The following is a 15,933-nucleotide window of genomic DNA, read 5'->3' as shown; positions in this document are numbered from 1 at the left end:
TTCCGGCATCATTCATCTGTTCCTGCACGTTCTCCTGTTCCAAGTTCCGGCGCAAGAAGCCGTACGATCGCCGGATCTGCCTGGAGAAATTCCAGAAGCTTTCTAAGTTCTGTGCCGGTCTTCTCCCGTGCCTTTTTGAAAGCAGCGTCATTTCCCTGGCGGACTGCCCGAATGAGGATGTTTTTGGGAGTGTGTTCCATGTCGATAAATTCCAAAATCTGGGTACGATAGCCCCGGTACTCCAGTACCTGAGCCCGGATGGCATCCGTATACAGGGCAGCCATACGCTCTTTGATCAGGCCATAGCCAAATACCGGCTTCATTAACGGATTTTCAATCTGGCGGTTTAACTCATGCTGGCAGCAGGGAACAGACAAAATCACCTTTGCTCCCCATCCCACAGCCTTTTCCATGGCGTAGTCCGTAGCCAGATCACAGGCATGAAGGGTTACAACCATATCCACCCGATCTACGCCTTCGTAGGAAGCAATATCCCCGCAGCAGAAGCTTAAGCGGTCATAACCATAGGATTTTGCCAGAGTATCACAGCGGCAGATCACATCTTCCTTTAAGTCAAGGCCGATGATCCGGATCGGATACCCCCTTAGCTCCTTCAGATAATAATACATAGCAAAGGTCAGATAGGACTTTCCGCAGCCAAAATCCAGGATCACAGACTCTCTCGCAGGATCCAGATTCGGGAGAATATCTTCGATAAATTCCAGGAACCGGTTGATCTGGCGGTATTTATCATAACGGCTGCGGACAACCTTTCCTTCTGCCGTCATAACCCCCAGATCCACTAAAAAAGGAACCGGGATTCCCTCTTCCAGAATATAACGCTTTTTGCGGTTGTGCTCCAAAAGGCGCAGCCCGTTTTCCTGTCCGTCAAAGCGCGGACGGATTTTTTCGGAACCGGCAGCCTCTGTCCGTTCCTTCCTTCGGATTTTTACGGTTATTTTTCCCTTTTTGCTTACCAGAACCACTCCGGTCCCATGAATGCCGCTCATCTCTGCCTGTCTGAAATTCTTATTAAGCATCTGGCAGACATAGGCGACCGCCTCTTCTTTCGTCAGGTTTCGGTGAAAGGCCTGTTTTCCTATCTGTTCCTCTGCCTGAAATACCAGCTCCCCCTTTAAAAGCAGGGGACGGATCCGGCTGCGGCTGCACCCGGAAGGCTCTGTGGGATGGCTTAAAAGCAGCCGCTCCAGCCCCTCATCTAAAAACAGCTCCAGCCCTTCTTCCAGCTTTTTGCGTTCATTCTGATCCATGGGAACACTCCTTTTTATTTCAGTCTGTTTCAGCCTTCCTTCCAGTTTTTTCTCAAAAGCTCCGGACAGGCCTCCAGATGGGCATAGTCATTAAAGCGTTCCAGTGTAAAACGCCTGTGGCCTCTGTCCCATTTTAACTGTGTGATACTTGTATTTTCCAGATCCTTTCCAAGAAGCCTCCATTTTTCCAGAGGCATCCCCAGATACCAGGCTGCCATGGTTCGGATCACTCCGCCGTGAGTCACCACGGCAATCCTCTCATGACCACTCTCTGCAAGCCGTTCCAAAACCGGGCCTGCCCTGCGGATCACATCTGCCGCACATTCTCCGCCCGGATAGGGCAGATCCTCTGTCATGGCAGCCTGACGCTCTTTAAATTCCCGGAAGCGGACTGCGATCTCTTCATCTAGAAGCCCCTCCATTTCCCCAAAAGAAATCTCTCCAAGCTCCGGACAGACCTGATGAGGCAGGAGTAAAAAACGGTTTATCTCCTCAGCCGTCTGTACCGCCCGGATCAGGCTGCTGGAATAAAGAACCTCAATTCCCCAGTCTGCAAGCCTATGGCCAAGAAGGGCAGCCTGACGGCGGCCCTCCGGGGAAAGATCCACATTTACATTACAGAGCCTGCTGCTCTGGCGGCCATGACGTATAAGATACAGCTCCATAAACCGGCCTCTTAATTCTTAAAGCTGTGGATAGGAGCAGGAATCCGTCCGCCTCTTGTCACAAACTTCTCGCAGGAAAATGTATTAACGGGAATAATCGGAGCATATCCTAAAAGTCCGCCAAATTCCGCCGTATCTCCTACCTTTTTTCCGATCACAGGGATCAGGCGTACTGCGGTTGTTTTCTGGTTTACCATACCAATGGCAGCCTCATCCGCAATGATGCCGGCAATGGTAGAAGCTGGTGTGTCACCGGGAATGGCGATCATATCGAGGCCTACTGAGCAGACGCAGGTCATGGCCTCCAGCTTCTCAATGGTAAGGGCGCCAAGGCTTACAGCATCGATCATGCCCTGATCCTCACTGACCGGGATAAATGCACCGCTTAAACCGCCTACATAAGAGGACGCCATAACGCCGCCCTTCTTTACCTGATCGTTTAACATGGCAAGAGCCGCTGTGGTGCCGGGAGCGCCTACCCGTTCTAAGCCGATCTCCTCCAGAATTTCTGCCACGCTGTCGCCTACCGCAGGAGTAGGGGCCAGAGAAAGGTCAATGATGCCAAAGGGAATACCCAGACGTCTGGAAGCTTCCTGGGCTACCAACTGGCCTACGCGGGTGATCTTAAAGGCCGTCTTTTTGATGGTTTCACAGAGCACCTCAAAATTAGCACCTCTCACCCTTTCCAGAGCCACCTTCACAACGCCCGGGCCGCTGACACCTACATTGATAATGGCGTCAGCCTCTGTAACGCCGTGGAATGCACCTGCCATAAATGGATTATCGTCGGGAGCATTGCAGAATACCACCAGCTTGGCACAGCCTAAGGAGTCATTCTCCTTTGTTGCCTCAGCCGTTTCCGTCACAATCCGTCCCATAAGCTCTACCGCGTCCATATTCAGGCCTGTCTTTGTAGAACCCACGTTGACAGAGCTGCAGATCCGTTCGGTCTGAGCCAGGGCCTGGGGGATAGAAAGGATCAGATTCTTATCTGCTGTGGTCATGCCCTTGCTTACCAGTGCAGAATAGCCTCCGATAAAGTTTACTCCCACTTCCTTTGCCGCCCGGTCAAGAGTCTTTGCAATAGTCACAAAATCCTCCGGCCTTTTGCAGGCTGCACCGCCCACCAGCGCAATAGGGGTAACGGAAATACGCTTATTCACGATGGGAATCCCGAAATCGCGCTCAATATCCTTTCCGGTGGAAACCAGATTCTTTGCCAGAGTGGTGATTTTTGTGTAAATTTTTTCATTCAGAGCATCCAGATCACTGTCCGCACAGTCTAAAAGGCTGATACCCATGGTAATCGTGCGGACATCCAGTTTTTCATGCTCAATCATGTTGTTTGTTTCATTTACTTCATAAATATTTATCATAGCCCGTCTGTTCCTTCCCTTTTTTGCGCTTATCAGATTCTGTGCATCTTTGTGAAGATTTCTTCTCTCTGGATCTTAACAGAAACGCCGATTCCCTCTCCCAGCTTTTCAAGCTCCTCTGCCGCCTGTCCGAAGGAACTGTCCAGAGCACTGATGTCCACGATCATCATCATGTTGAAATATCCCTGTACAATGGTCTGGGAAATGTCCAGAATATTGATGCGGTGCTCTGCCAGATAGGTACATACCTTTGCAATAATTCCTACTGTGTCTTTTCCAACTACTGTAATGATTGCTTTGCTCATGCTCATTCTCCTCTTTCATTGTAATGGCTATATTATATATTAAGCTTGCTAATAATAGCAAGAATAATTATAAATAAACAATATCGCTCATCCTGTCTCTAGATGCTACGGAGATAGAAAAATCAGATGCTCCGTAGGGGCAGTCGCCCTCATCAATTTCCAGGCGAACCGTTTCATAAGCCAGCTCCGGATAATTGTTTTCCTTGCTCAGATGGCCTAAAAAGATCTTTTTTAAATGGTCATGGAGGATCCGGTTTAAAAGACGTCCTGCGTTTTCGTTGGACAGATGGCCGTGATCTCCCAGAATCCTGCGTTTTAAAGGATAAGGATAGGGGCCTGTCTCCAGCATCCGGACATCATGATTAGATTCTAAAAGCACTGCGTCAAGGCCCTTAAGGTTCTCTACAATGTATTCATCAAAATGGCCCATGTCCGTGGCCACGGCTACGCATTTTTTCTGATGCTCTACCCGGTATGCAACCGGATCTGCTGCATCATGATCAATTTTAAAGGGATGTATCTTAAGATCTCCCACCATAAAATCCACATCAGGATCAACGGGCTTTAAAAGCTGTCTGTCAAAATTTCCCAGGCTGCTGCAGGAGGCGATTCCCGCCAGAGTCTTTCGCGTACCGTAAATGGGCAGATGATACTTTCTGGAAATCACCCCAAGCCCCCGGATATGATCCGAATGTTCATGGGTGATCAGAATCCCTGCCATATCGCCTCCTGCCAGCCCAAGCTCATTTAACCCTGCCATGATGCGTTTATTGCTGATTCCGGCATCTACCAGGATATGAGTCTGATCGGAGCCGATATAAATACAGTTTCCGCTGCTTCCGCTTGCTATGCTTACCATTCTCATGTATCTATTCCTTCCCGTCCGTGCAGCAGCTCCCTTACCTGCGCGGCTGTACATTCCTGACTGTGGTTGTTATCGATCACCGCATCTGCCAGAGCACGAAACTCTTCATCCGAAGCCTGGCTTTCCATAATTGCCATCGACTTTTCCAAAGAATAGCCCCGGCTTTCCATCAGGCGGGATATACGGTTTTCTTCTGATGTATAAAGATACCACATTTCATCGCACTTGTCACGAAATTCTTTTGAAGGAAGGGCTGTTTCTATGACAACCCTCTCACTGCCGCAGGAATATGCCTCCGTAAGGACCGCGTTCCAGGTCAGCGGATGTGTGATCGCATTTACCTGTTTTCGTTTTTGTGGATCCTTAAAGATCTGCTCTGCCAGTCGGGCCCGGTCAATCCTGCCGTCGGGTCTTAAAATGTCCCGGCCAAAAAGAGCAGATATCTCTTCAAATGCTGCCTCCCCCGGCTCCAAAAGCCTCCTGGCCGTAAGATCGGTCTGAATCACATAAAAACCGTAGTGATCTTTCAAAAGGGTAAGAACCGTGCTCTTTCCCGCCCCCACACCTCCGATCAGGCCAAGGATAAATGTCTGTTTTTCTGCCATCGTCTGTCCTCCTGAATGTTCTATTTGGCATCAAACCAGGAGGCTCCTGTCTGGGCTTCCACCTCCAGAGCGACCTGTAAGCTGGCCGCATGCTTCATGCGGTCTGTCAGAAGATTTTTCACCTCTTCCTCTTCCTCTAACGGAGCTTCGATCAAAAGTTCATCGTGGATCTGCAGGACAATCCGGGAACGCAGCCCTCTTTTCCTTAACTCCCGATCCACATCGATCATGGCAATCTTCATAATATCCGCCGCGGAACCCTGGATGGGGGAATTCATAGCCACACGCTCTCCAAACTGACGCTGCATGAAATTGGATGACTTAAACTCAGGGATGGGCCTGCGCCGTCCGTAAAGGGTAGTCACATAGCCCTGCTCCTTTCCCTGCTTTACCAGACCGTCCAAAAAGGCCTTTACTCCGGGATAGGATTCAAAATATCGTTCAATATACTCCTTTGCTTCCTTTCGGGAGATGCTTAAGTCCTCGCTGAGTCCAAAGGCACTGATGCCGTAAACAATGCCGAAGTTGACCGCCTTGGCGTTGCGCCGCTGAAGAGGCGTCACCTTATCCAGAGGCACATGGAATACCTGGGAAGCCGTAGCTGCGTGGATATCCCTGGATTCTCTGTAAGCCTCGATCAGCCCTGCATCCCCGGACATATGGGCCAGGATACGAAGCTCGATCTGAGAATAATCCGCATCAATAAAAATACAGCCTTCCTTTGGCACAAATACCCGGCGTATCTCCCGTCCGAGTTCCATACGGACGGGTATATTCTGAAGATTGGGTTCTGTACTGCTGATGCGGCCTGTAGCTGTAATGGTCTGGTTAAATTTGCCGTGGATGCGGCCGTCCTCTCTGATAAATCCGGCCAGACCCTCCGCGTAGGTGGAATTTAACTTGGCAAGCTGGCGGTAATCCAGGATTTTCTGCACCACCGGATGGTCTGCCGCCAGCTTTTCCAGCACATCTGCCGCCGTAGAATAGCCCGTCTTTGTCTTTTTTCCACCCGGAAGCTTCATTTCACCAAAGAGAATCTCTCCCAGCTGCTTAGGGGAATTGATATTAAATTCTCTTCCCGTATCCTCATATATTTCTTTTTCCAGACGGGCAATCCCAACCTTTAGCTTGTCTCCGTATTCCTTTAATTTTTCTCTCTGAACCTGTATGCCTTCCTTCTCCATATGATACAGACTGTAAATCAGCGGCATTTCAATCTCTGTGTACAGTGTATACATTTCTTCATCCAAAAGGCGTTTTTTCAAAATCCCTGCGGATTTCCATACCGCATAGGCCATATAGCAGGCACAGTCCGCCGCCTTTTCCTCTTCCTGAACCAGCAGATCACCGATCTGGCCTTTTCCAAGAAGATCCGTCCGGGAAGGCAGGTCTTCTGAAAGGTAATCCTTTGCAAGGGTATCATAATCGTAGGTATCTTTTAAGGGATTTAAAAGATAGCCCGCCACTCCCGCATCATAAACAGGTGCTGAATCTTCCAGTTCCAGCACAGGAAGCATAGCCTTTAAATCCAGAACCCACACCGGATGAGAACCGCCGCAGATTTTTTTTGCCTCCCGGATCAGATCCTTACTGCTTATCTCTTTCCCGGTACGGATACAGTAAATCTCCTTCTCTCCCAGACAAAGCCCCATACCTGCCGCTGCAAAAACCTCGCTTTCTTCTGTTTCATCCGGCTTAAGGCCGCCTGCATCATCGAAAGAAAAGGAAAGCTGTTCTTCTCCTGCACTGCCTTCTTCCTCAGGAAGCACTGCAGAGGCAAAAATCAGCTGCATTCCTGTTACAGCTGCATTCCGGGCCTTTTTTAAGACCGCCTCTGCCTCCTTCCTTCCGGTAATAACCTGAAACTGTTCTTTGATTTCCAGAGGATTTTCCCCTGCCGCATCCGGAGAAAAACGGCTTAAAATGGACTTAAAGCCCATACGCTTCATAAACCGGAACGCCTGAGGGGTGTACAGATTCTCCACCTTTGCATCCTCATAAGAAAATTCCACCGGACAGCGGGTGCAGATAGTGGCAAGCTCCTTGCTCATCTGTGCTAAATCATAATGTTCTCCCAGGGCCTTCTGTGCTCTGGGCGGACGGATCTCCTCCAGATGGGCATAGGCATTTTCAATGGAACCGTAAGACACGATCAAACTGGTCGCCGTCTTTTCTCCAATAGAAGGAACTCCCGGTATATTATCAGAGGAATCGCCCATAAGGGCCTTTACATCAATAAATTCTTCCGGGGAAACCTGATACTCCCGCTTTACATCTTCCGGATAATAATCATGGATCTCTGTCGTTCCCCGGCTGGTTTTGGGAATACGGATCTTAATATGGCTGTCTGCCAGCTGTAAGAGATCCCGGTCTCCCGAAACAACCGATACCTCAGCGCCCTTCTCCTGGCACCGCTTTGCCACGGTTCCCAGAATATCGTCGGCCTCATAGCCGGCCAGAGTCAGGATCGGGATTTCCATGGCGGTCAGTGCTTCTTTTATAAGAGGCACCTGCTCTCTTAACTCTTCGGGCATAGGCTTTCGGGTCCCCTTGTATGCATCAAACATTTTGTGGCGGAAGGTAGGCTCCGGCAGGTCAAAGGCCACTGCCAGATGATCCGCCTTCTCCTCCTCTAAAATCTTCAGCATAATATTTAAAAAGCCGTATACCGCATTGGTGTGCAGCCCCTCTGCATTGGTCAGATCCGGTACTCCGTAAAAGGCACGGTTTAATATACTGTGTCCGTCGATCAGTACAAGTTTGTCCATATTTTTTTAATTCCTCCTATTCTAAACGCCAAAGAATCCCCAGATGCGCAGCTGCAGGATCAGAACCAGAAGCACCGACCAGAAGCATAATGTGTTCACTGCATAAACCGCCGTGCGCAGAATATCCAGTGAGTGAATTCTCTGCCTGGACAGCTCCAGGGCTGTTTCCAGAGCGCCCTTTATATTGTACGTTCCGCTTCCCTCATCTAACTGCCTGATCCCCACATCTACGGTAAAATAGATCTCCAGCTCCTCCCTACACTCCGGGCAGTGATCGATATGCTTTAAAAAGCCTTCCAGCTCCTGATCGGTAATACTTCCATTGATATAGGGCATCACAAGACGCTCCGCTTCCTCACAGGTCATATAAATGGCACCTCCTTTGGGCCGCTGTGAATGTAAATCCATGCTTTATATCATACAATAAAAAAATATGGTTTTCAACCAAAGTCCCCTGCTGCATTTCCAAAAATCCATTCCTGAAAAACAAAAAAGCCTCAAAAGCTGTATTTTCAAGCTTTTAAGACTTTTCATCCTGCCGGCGGCGGGACTTGAACCCGCACGCGGTTACCCGCAACAGATTTTGAGTCTGCATCGTCTGCCATTCCGACACGCCGGCATTGTTTCACAACGGTTGTTATTTTACCATAAACGTCAGATTTTGGCAAGTGCTTTTCTGTTTATTTTTTCTTGTCCCCTGTGCATGCCGCTTCCAGAACAGATGTTTGCGCCTGATTTTTATATTCCTCCACGATCCCGGCCCTGTTTCGTCCGATCACGTTGCTTAACTCCTTTTCTGTAATCATCCCTTTAAAATACATTTTCACCACATCCATGGGACTGGTCCCGACCCTGGCGATCAGTTCAAGGTATGTCATGGCCTTTTTCCTCCTTCTTGCCCCCACTTTCTTTACACGCTCTAATACTATATGCATCAGCCATGAAAAATATGACTGTTTTTTCCTTTCCTTCACGAATTTGTAAGTTTTTCTTCAAACCCTGTCCATGAGTTTCAGGTATAATTATTTTATTACAAATGAAAAAGGAGGACCCTATGGATAAAAGCAAGAAAATAATGATCGGAGCAATCGGCACTGTGGTAGTGGCCGGAGGTGTGATAATCGGACTGATCCTGGGACGTACGCCGCCAAAAGCAGATCTTTCTACCATTCATACAGAAGCATCAACGGAAGCTCCCGCAGAAAACAAACCGCAGGAAACAAAAGCACCTGAAACAGAACCATCAAAGGCACCTGAAGAATCGGTAACCGCCATCTCTGCAAAGGTGATGACCTATACCTCCGGAAAGGTATCCATTGAATATCCGGCGATTGAGCAGATGGAGGATGAGGAAAAGCAGAGCCGGATCAATGAACATTTAAAGGCAAATGCCCTTTCCATTCTGGATGCTTATGAGATCAATGAAAGTGCAGATACCCTTTCTGTTTCCTGCGAAATCATATCCGCCGATCCCAAGCGTCTCACCGCTGTATATACCGGAGAACTGAGCATCGAAGGCGGCGCTCATCCCAGCCGCATTTTTTACACCAATACACTGAATCTGAACCAGATGAAGGATATGGGACTGAATGACTTCACAGACGCCTATACCATGGCAGGCTATGTGCTAAGTGAAGACGTACGTTTTCCAAAGCTGAATGCCGAGGAAACAAGCGCTGCCTTGGAATACCGGAGCACACAGTCTATGGAAGCATTGACCGCTGTTTTTGAAAATGCAGATTTCCCGCTTTCCGGGAAAGAAACCTGGCCGGAATCCTTCAGCTATGAAAAACAGGGCCGGATTTACTTCTCTCTTCCCGTCCCCCATGCTCTGGGAGACTATGTGATCGTAGAATTTGATCCGGCCACCAAATAAGCGTTAAACGATAATTCCTTGAGTTTTCCATTGCACCCCGGCCTTTTATCCAGTATAATGAATGTACGTTAAAAAATATACAAAGGAGCACTGCTTTTATGGAACAGATAATGGTTTTTAATCATCCGCTGATTCAGCACAAAATTTCAATCCTGCGCAACAAGAGTACCGGAACGAATGAATTCCGCGCCCTGATCGAAGAGATTGCCATGCTTATGGGATACGAGGCTTTAAGAGATCTTCCTTTAGAGGATGTTGAGGTAGAGACACCTTTAGAGACCTGCATGACGCCTATGATCGCCGGACGCAAGCTGGCTGTAGTTCCCATCCTGCGCGCTGGCCTTGGCATGGTAAACGGCATTCTGGCTCTGGTTCCCAGCGCAAAGATCGGCCATATCGGCCTTTACCGCGACGAGGTAACCCATGAGCCTCATGAGTATTACTGCAAGCTTCCAAGCCCCATTGAGGAGCGCACCATCATTGTCACCGATCCCATGCTGGCAACCGGAGGCTCCGCCGTGTCTGCTGTTGATTTCATCAAACAGCATGGCGGGAAAAAAATCAAATTTATGGCGATCATCGCTGCTCCCGAGGGCTTAGAGCGCCTTCACAAGGCACATCCGGATATCCAGATCTATGTAGGCCATCTGGACCGCTGCCTGAATGAAGATGCCTATATCTGTCCGGGTCTGGGCGATGCAGGCGACCGTATTTTCGGCACAAAATAATCCCGTTCCCATCATAAAAAACCTCCTCTCTTTCACAGGTTTTCCCGGATTGAGAGGAGGTCTTTTTATGCGCATCATGCGTTAAATCTTATCTTCTATTTACTTTACTACCTTTACAGTGCTGCTGGAAGCTGCTGTGCTCTTCTTTGCTCTGGTTCTCTTTGGCTTTGGAGCAGGCTCTTCTGCCTCTGCCTTAACGGCTTCAGCTTCTGCATCTCTGTTTTCCTTTACGATCACATTTTCCTGATTCTTGTAAATGGAATTTGCCGCTACACAGCCTCTTACACTGGAAAGAGGATATACAACGCTGTTTTTTCCGATTACGGTACCCGGATTTAATACGCTGTTGCAGCCAACTTCAACACAGTCTCCTAAGATTGCGCCGAATTTCTTAAATCCAGTCGTCACATCGCCGTCCTCTGCGTGAACCTTTACCAGGCTCTTGTCAGACTTTACATTAGAGGTCACTGCGCCTGCGCCCATATGTGCCTTGTAGCCCAGGATGGAATCGCCTACATAGTTGAAGTGAGGTACCTGAACCTCGTCAAACAGCAGGGCATTCTTTAACTCACAGGAGTTTCCTACTACAGCCTTTTCACCGATGATTACATTGCCTCTTAAAAATGCGTTGTGGCGCACATTGGCTCCCGCACATATGATCATAGGGCCTGTCATCATAATCGTAGGCGCAACCTTTGCAGTTTTATGGATCCAGATATCTTTACCGATCTTCCGATACTCATTTTCAGGAAGAAGGGGTCCCAAAGAACGGATGAAATCGCCGATCTCCGGCAGTACCTCCCATGGATATGCGTGATTGTCAAAGATCCTTTCTGCAATGGTATGGCTCATGTCAAAAAGCTCTTTCATCTTCATTTCTTCCAATTTCATTGATCAGTTCTCCTTTTTTGTTTATAAAATACAGCAGCCGCGTCAAAAAGTCCTCTCAGATCGTACTGATTGTTCAGGCGGATCACATTGACGGTTCTTCCTGCTACAAAGCGTTCCAGCTTTTCCATATATTCGCCGGAGGTAATGAAACCCTCGGCTACATAGGTCAATCCCTTTTCCCAGCTGGCTGTAAGCTCCGGATTTAAAAGCTGGCGGATGGAATGATCCACCACATCATACACCATTTCCCCTAAAAGGGACGGCGTGATCACCTGTGTCTTTCCATTTAAAGAAAGATACTGGATACTCACCAGTTTTTTTAAAATCTCCGCGCGGGTGGCGCTGGTACCGATACCGCTTCCCTTGATCTGGGCCCGCAGCTCCTCATCCTCAATGAGCTGGCCCGCATTTTCCATCGCCAGGATCATAGAGCCTGAGGTATATCGCTTGGGAGGTGAGGTTTCCCCTTCCTTCACCCGCAGGTCCGCTACAGTAAGTATATCATTTTTTTTCAAATCTGCAAGCACCTGTAACAGTTCTGTTCTGTCAACTTTTGGGGATTCTGTATTATTTTTATCGGGATTCTCCTCTTTCTGGTCCTCAAAGGTCTCTTCAACCCCTGTTTTTTTTGCCAGATTCACATCCGCCACCTTCAAATATCCGGGCTCGGAAAGCACCTTAAATCCCGCAAAAAAATGCTCCTTTTTCCGCTCCAGCTCCAGGGTATACTTCTGGTAAACGGCAGGCGGATAAAAAATACTTAAAAAACGGCGGCAGATCACCTGATAGACCTTTTCCTGCAAGGGTGTAAGCTGTCTTAAGCTGCCCAGTCCCTGGCCCGTAGGAACGATCGCATAGTGGTCTGTGATCTGTTTGTCGTTGACATACCTGGTTTTTGCCAGGTTCTGCCAGCTGCTTCCCTGCAAAATCTCCTGAACAAAGGCACTCATGGGGCTGTAGCCGGAGAGTCCGCTTATGTTTTTTCGGATCTCTTTTGCTACCGCCGTGGATAAAACCCTGGCATCCGTACGGGGATAGGTAACCATCTTTTTTTCATACAGCTCCTGAACGACCTTCAGCGCTTCATCCGGGCTGATCTTAAACATTTTTGAGCAGTCATTCTGAAGCTCTGCCAGATTGTAAAGAAGCGGCGGATTTTTTGTTTCCTTTTTCTTTTCCTTTGAAACAACGGCAGCTGTAAGCGGTTCCCCTTCCTTTAGATATGCGATCAGTTCTCTGGCCCGTTCTTCCTCCTTAAAGCCGTTGTCCTTATAAAGGCAGGGCGTTCCAAAATATCTGGAACCTTCCACCGCCTTCCATTCAGCCTCCAGCGGAAGGGCTCGGCCATCCTTTGCCACTGCGTCAAAGGTTCCGATCACACGATAAAAGGGAGTCTTTACAAAGCTTCGTATCTCCCTCTCCCTGCGGACAACCATTCCCAGCACACAGGTCATCACACGACCTACGGAAAGAACCGTAAATTTGGTTCCCAGATAGTTTGACATGGCAGGACCGTACCGCAGGGTAAGCACCCGCGAGAAGTTGATCCCCATCAGGTAATCTTCCTTTGCGCGCAGATAGGCAGAAGCAGAAAGATTATCATATTCCGACTCATCCTTTGCTTCCCGGATTCCCCTGAGGATCTCCTCCTCTGTCTGGGAATCGATCCACACACGTTTCTGGCGCTTGTCTTTTACTCCTGCCATCTGAGCCACCAGACGGTAGATATATTCTCCTTCCCGCCCTGAGTCCGTGCAGACATAGATCGTATCCACATCCGGACGGTTTAAAAGCCCCTTTACCACTGCAAACTGCCTGGCTACGCCGGGAATAATCTCGTATTTGAATTCCTTCGGCAGAAACGGCAGGGTCTGCAGGCTCCAGCGTTTAAATTTCATGTCATAGGCATCCGGATAGCTCATCGTCACCAGATGGCCCACACACCAGGTTACAATGGCGTCCTCGGATTCAATATATCCGTCTCCCCGCCGTCCCCGGATCTTTAATGCATCTGCAAACTGCTGGGCTACACTGGGCTTTTCCGCGATGTACAATGATTTTGACATGCGATCCCTCATTTTCCTTTTAATATAAATGCCTGCATGCAGGCATATTTATTTAGTATACCATTAAATAGAAAATATAGCAATAATTGAGTAAAAATCTCATGTTAAATTCAACCATTCTTTGTGGTTTTGCAGTTTATGAGATAAAATCTCGCAATTATTTTTTATCCTTGATGTAATCCACACAAGTAAAAAGAGCTTTTTGTGAGTTTTTATCTCATCAAAAAGCCCTTTTCTATGTGAATTTTAATATCTGCCTTTTTATTCCGTTTCTGTATAGAACCTATAAACCGTCGTTGTATCGTACACCTCTCCTGCCTTTAAGATCGGGGACGGAAACTCAGGTTTATGACAGGCATCCGGGAAATGCTGGGTTTCAAAACAAAATGCATGGCGTCCCTCATAGCGGACACCGCCTTTTCCGGGAACCGGATCATTCAGGAAATTGGCTGTATAAAGCTGGATGCCGGGAAGATCCGTATACGTCTCCATCATACGTCCGCTCTTTGGATCCTTCGCTCTTGCTGCAAGAGATAAAATCCCCGGATCGTGATCTAATACCCAGTTATGGTCATAACCATGTCCCAGGATCAATGCTTCATATGGCTCATCAATATCACGGCCCAGAGGCTTCATTTCCGTAAAGTCCATAGGGGTTCCCTCTACTGGAAGAATCTCTCCGGTAGGAATGGATACCTCATCTGCAGGAGTAAACTTAGAAGCAGCCAGCCATACCTCCTGATCCATAACAGAACCGCCATCATGGCCCGCCAGATTAAAGTAGCAGTGGTTTGTAAAGTTGGCAATGGTATCTGCATCACAGATCATATGGTAATGGATCCGGATGCTGTCATCCTCTGTCAGCGTATAGCTTACCTGGATGGATGCGTTTCCCGGATATCCCTGATCTCCGTCCGGGCTCTTTAAAGAAAAAGTAAGGCAGCTTCCCTCGTCGGTTTCTGCGGCCTCACAGTCCCAAAGGCGTCTGTGATAGAGATCCGGAGCACTGTGAAGATTATTTGGCCCGTTGTTCGCTTCCAGCTTATAGTCCTTTCCGTCAATGGTAATCACTGCCCCCCCGATACGGTTGGCGTTTCTTCCGATAATTGCGCCAAAATGAGGATTGTTGGACAGATACCCCTCCAGGTTATCATATCCCAGGATCACATCTGCCATTTTTCCCTTTTTATCCGGCACATTCATGGTCACCCAGGTTCCTCCAAGGGTGATAAAGTCTGCGCTGACTCCGTGATGATTCGTCAGCGTATACTTATAAACCGTTTCTCCGGACGGCATCACACCGAATGCCTGTTTTGTAATTGCCATAATTGCTATTTACCCCTTCCGTTTATGCAAAGCGCGTCCTTTGCTTATTTTTCCTTAATATATCCCTTTGCAGTCAGAAGCTCTGCGCAGAGAACGGCTCCGCCGGCAGCGCCGCGGACAGTATTATGGGAAAGTCCTACAAATTTATAATCGTAAACCGTATCCTCTCTCAAACGTCCCACAGAAATTCCCATTCCGTTTTCAAAGTCCACATCCAGGCTTACCTGAGGACGGTTATCCTCTTCCATATAACGGATAAACTGAGCAGGGGCACTTGGAAGCTTTAATTCCTGAGGAAGGCCCTTAAAGCTTTCCAGCTTTTCGATCAGTTCTTCCTTTGTAACCTTCTTTTTAAACTTTACAAACACAGCCGCTGTGTGGCCGTTTAATACAGGCACGCGGATGCACTGGCAGGTGATCACAGGAGACTGGGCCTTTACGATCACACCGTCTTCAATATGACCCCAGATACGCAGAGGCTCCTGCTCGCTCTTTTCTTCCTCTCCGCCGATATAGGGGATAATATTTCCTTCCATCTCCGGCCAGTCCTTAAAAGTCTTTCCGGCGCCGGAAATCGCCTGATATGTAGTAGCCACTACCTCATAAGGCTCAAATTCCTTCCAGGCAGTCAGTACGGGAGCATAGCTCTGAATGGAACAGTTGGGCTTAACGGCAATAAAGCCTCTGGTGGTGCCGAGACGCTTTTTCTGAAATTCGATCACATCAAAGTGCTCCGGATTTACCTCCGGGATTACCATGGGAACGTCCGGCGTCCAGCGGTGAGCGCTGTTGTTGGAAACCACAGGTGTCTCCGTTTTGGCATAAGCCTCCTCAATGGCACGGATCTCTTCCTTTGTCATATCCACTGCACTGAATACGAAATCAACGCCTGCAGCTACCTTTTCTACCTCGTTTACGTTCATTACGATCAGGTTCTTTACCGCCTCAGGCATAGGAGTTGTCATCTTCCAGCGGCCTCCTACAGCCTCTTCGTAAGTCTTTCCGGCAGATCTGGGGCTGGCAGCCACTGTCACTACCTCATACCATGGATGATTTTCCAGCAGGGCGATAAACCTCTGCCCTACCATACCTGTTGCGCCTAATATGCCCACTCTTAATTTTCTTTCCATGTCTCGCTCTCCTCGTCTTTCTTTTTCATAATCCTTCCACTGATGATATGGGAAGCCTCCC

General features: G+C 48.4%; 15 protein-coding genes and 1 tRNA gene. 2 read left to right on the top strand and 14 right to left on the bottom strand.

The features are described 5' to 3' along the window. Positions 1 to 8: 8 nt before the first annotated feature. From WKT10_RS06280 to WKT10_RS06235, 10 genes are all read right to left on the bottom strand, one after another. The gene (locus WKT10_RS06280) at positions 9 to 1,271 is read right to left on the bottom strand and encodes a class I SAM-dependent methyltransferase (RefSeq protein ID WP_296038600.1); all 1,263 of its coding nucleotides are present in this window, start codon (positions 1,269 to 1,271) and stop codon (positions 9 to 11) included. Positions 1,272 to 1,300: 29 nt separating this feature from the next. Then, positions 1,301 to 1,936, bottom strand: a complete 636-nt coding sequence (locus WKT10_RS06275; RefSeq protein WP_340276205.1) for a histidine phosphatase family protein — start codon at positions 1,934 to 1,936, stop codon at positions 1,301 to 1,303. Positions 1,937 to 1,947: 11 nt separating this feature from the next. Continuing rightward, positions 1,948 to 3,312, bottom strand: coding sequence for a PFL family protein (locus WKT10_RS06270; protein WP_066548672.1), 1,365 nt, complete (start codon positions 3,310 to 3,312; stop codon positions 1,948 to 1,950). A 32-nt stretch (positions 3,313 to 3,344) separates the two neighbouring features. After that, positions 3,345 to 3,617: an ACT domain-containing protein gene (locus WKT10_RS06265; protein ID WP_066548675.1), complete on the bottom strand. Its 273-nt coding sequence runs from the start codon at positions 3,615 to 3,617 to the stop codon at positions 3,345 to 3,347. Positions 3,618 to 3,684: 67 nt separating this feature from the next. Beyond that, on the bottom strand, positions 3,685 to 4,482 hold the full coding sequence (locus WKT10_RS06260) for an MBL fold metallo-hydrolase (protein ID WP_066548678.1): 798 nt from the start codon (positions 4,480 to 4,482) through the stop codon (positions 3,685 to 3,687). Next, the gene (gene coaE, locus WKT10_RS06255) at positions 4,479 to 5,087 is read right to left on the bottom strand and encodes a dephospho-CoA kinase (protein WP_340276202.1); all 609 of its coding nucleotides are present in this window, start codon (positions 5,085 to 5,087) and stop codon (positions 4,479 to 4,481) included. Before coaE ends, WKT10_RS06260 begins: the two co-directional genes overlap by 4 nt. A 20-nt stretch (positions 5,088 to 5,107) precedes the next feature. Next, positions 5,108 to 7,855, bottom strand: a complete 2,748-nt coding sequence (gene polA, locus WKT10_RS06250) for a DNA polymerase I (protein ID WP_337433281.1) — start codon at positions 7,853 to 7,855, stop codon at positions 5,108 to 5,110. Between the two features lie 21 nt (positions 7,856 to 7,876). After that, positions 7,877 to 8,221 carry an anti-sigma factor family protein gene (locus WKT10_RS06245; protein WP_066548690.1) on the bottom strand — a complete coding sequence of 115 codons (345 nt, stop codon included), beginning with the start codon at positions 8,219 to 8,221 and terminating at the stop codon, positions 7,877 to 7,879. A 170-nt stretch (positions 8,222 to 8,391) separates the two neighbouring features. Further along, a tRNA-Leu gene (locus WKT10_RS06240) sits at positions 8,392 to 8,474 on the bottom strand. 61 nt (positions 8,475 to 8,535) lie between these two features. After that, entirely contained in the window at positions 8,536 to 8,733 is a 198-nt protein-coding gene (locus WKT10_RS06235; RefSeq protein WP_317439486.1) for a hypothetical protein, read from the bottom strand. A gap of 176 nt (positions 8,734 to 8,909) precedes the next feature. Here WKT10_RS06235 and WKT10_RS06230 point away from each other — a divergent pair, with 176 nt between their 5' ends. Both WKT10_RS06230 and upp read left to right on the top strand, forming a co-directional pair. Beyond that, on the top strand, positions 8,910 to 9,731 hold the full coding sequence (locus WKT10_RS06230; RefSeq protein ID WP_337433280.1) for a hypothetical protein: 822 nt from the start codon (positions 8,910 to 8,912) through the stop codon (positions 9,729 to 9,731). A gap of 98 nt (positions 9,732 to 9,829) precedes the next feature. Further along, a complete protein-coding gene (gene upp / locus WKT10_RS06225; RefSeq protein ID WP_066548698.1) occupies positions 9,830 to 10,459 on the top strand; it encodes a uracil phosphoribosyltransferase in 630 nt (209 codons plus the stop codon). Positions 10,460 to 10,558: 99 nt separating this feature from the next. On the opposite strand, the gene WKT10_RS06220 is transcribed toward upp, so the two are convergent. The 4 genes from WKT10_RS06220 to asd form a co-directional block, all read right to left on the bottom strand. After that, positions 10,559 to 11,350 (bottom strand): acyltransferase, encoded by a 792-nt coding sequence (locus WKT10_RS06220; protein WP_337433279.1) that lies wholly within the window; start codon positions 11,348 to 11,350, stop codon positions 10,559 to 10,561. Continuing rightward, positions 11,347 to 13,416 (bottom strand): DNA topoisomerase, encoded by a 2,070-nt coding sequence (locus WKT10_RS06215; RefSeq protein WP_337433278.1) that lies wholly within the window; start codon positions 13,414 to 13,416, stop codon positions 11,347 to 11,349. The genes WKT10_RS06220 and WKT10_RS06215 overlap by 4 nt, the downstream gene beginning before the upstream one ends. A gap of 261 nt (positions 13,417 to 13,677) precedes the next feature. Then, the gene (locus WKT10_RS06210) at positions 13,678 to 14,742 is read right to left on the bottom strand and encodes an aldose epimerase family protein (RefSeq protein WP_337433277.1); all 1,065 of its coding nucleotides are present in this window, start codon (positions 14,740 to 14,742) and stop codon (positions 13,678 to 13,680) included. Between the two features lie 44 nt (positions 14,743 to 14,786). After that, positions 14,787 to 15,872: an aspartate-semialdehyde dehydrogenase gene (asd, locus tag WKT10_RS06205; RefSeq protein ID WP_296038214.1), complete on the bottom strand. Its 1,086-nt coding sequence runs from the start codon at positions 15,870 to 15,872 to the stop codon at positions 14,787 to 14,789. Positions 15,873 to 15,933 lie beyond the last annotated feature (61 nt).

It is taken from the genome of Enterocloster sp. HCN-30185, assembly GCF_037890305.1.
Classification (GTDB): Bacteria; Bacillota; Clostridia; order Lachnospirales; family Lachnospiraceae; genus Enterocloster.
The sequence above is the reverse complement of the archived record's forward strand: the minus strand, read 5'-3'. Positions and strand labels throughout refer to the sequence as shown.

Coding starts and splice junctions, on each gene's coding strand:
- WKT10_RS06215 (WP_337433278.1), bottom strand. CDS start 13,416: ATGTCAAAATCATTGTACATCGCGGAAAAGCCCAGTGTAGCCCAGCAG.
- coaE (WP_340276202.1), bottom strand. CDS start 5,087: ATGGCAGAAAAACAGACATTTATCCTTGGCCTGATCGGAGGTGTGGGG.
- polA (WP_337433281.1), bottom strand. CDS start 7,855: ATGGACAAACTTGTACTGATCGACGGACACAGTATATTAAACCGTGCC.
- WKT10_RS06245 (WP_066548690.1), bottom strand. CDS start 8,221: ATGACCTGTGAGGAAGCGGAGCGTCTTGTGATGCCCTATATCAATGGA.
- WKT10_RS06230 (WP_337433280.1), top strand. CDS start 8,910: ATGGATAAAAGCAAGAAAATAATGATCGGAGCAATCGGCACTGTGGTA.
- WKT10_RS06210 (WP_337433277.1), bottom strand. CDS start 14,742: ATGGCAATTACAAAACAGGCATTCGGTGTGATGCCGTCCGGAGAAACG.
- WKT10_RS06260 (WP_066548678.1), bottom strand. CDS start 4,482: ATGAGAATGGTAAGCATAGCAAGCGGAAGCAGCGGAAACTGTATTTAT.
- WKT10_RS06220 (WP_337433279.1), bottom strand. CDS start 11,350: ATGAAATTGGAAGAAATGAAGATGAAAGAGCTTTTTGACATGAGCCAT.
- WKT10_RS06235 (WP_317439486.1), bottom strand. CDS start 8,733: ATGACATACCTTGAACTGATCGCCAGGGTCGGGACCAGTCCCATGGAT.
- WKT10_RS06275 (WP_340276205.1), bottom strand. CDS start 1,936: ATGGAGCTGTATCTTATACGTCATGGCCGCCAGAGCAGCAGGCTCTGT.
- upp (WP_066548698.1), top strand. CDS start 9,830: ATGGAACAGATAATGGTTTTTAATCATCCGCTGATTCAGCACAAAATT.
- WKT10_RS06265 (WP_066548675.1), bottom strand. CDS start 3,617: ATGAGCAAAGCAATCATTACAGTAGTTGGAAAAGACACAGTAGGAATT.
- WKT10_RS06270 (WP_066548672.1), bottom strand. CDS start 3,312: ATGATAAATATTTATGAAGTAAATGAAACAAACAACATGATTGAGCAT.
- asd (WP_296038214.1), bottom strand. CDS start 15,872: ATGGAAAGAAAATTAAGAGTGGGCATATTAGGCGCAACAGGTATGGTA.
- WKT10_RS06280 (WP_296038600.1), bottom strand. CDS start 1,271: ATGGATCAGAATGAACGCAAAAAGCTGGAAGAAGGGCTGGAGCTGTTT.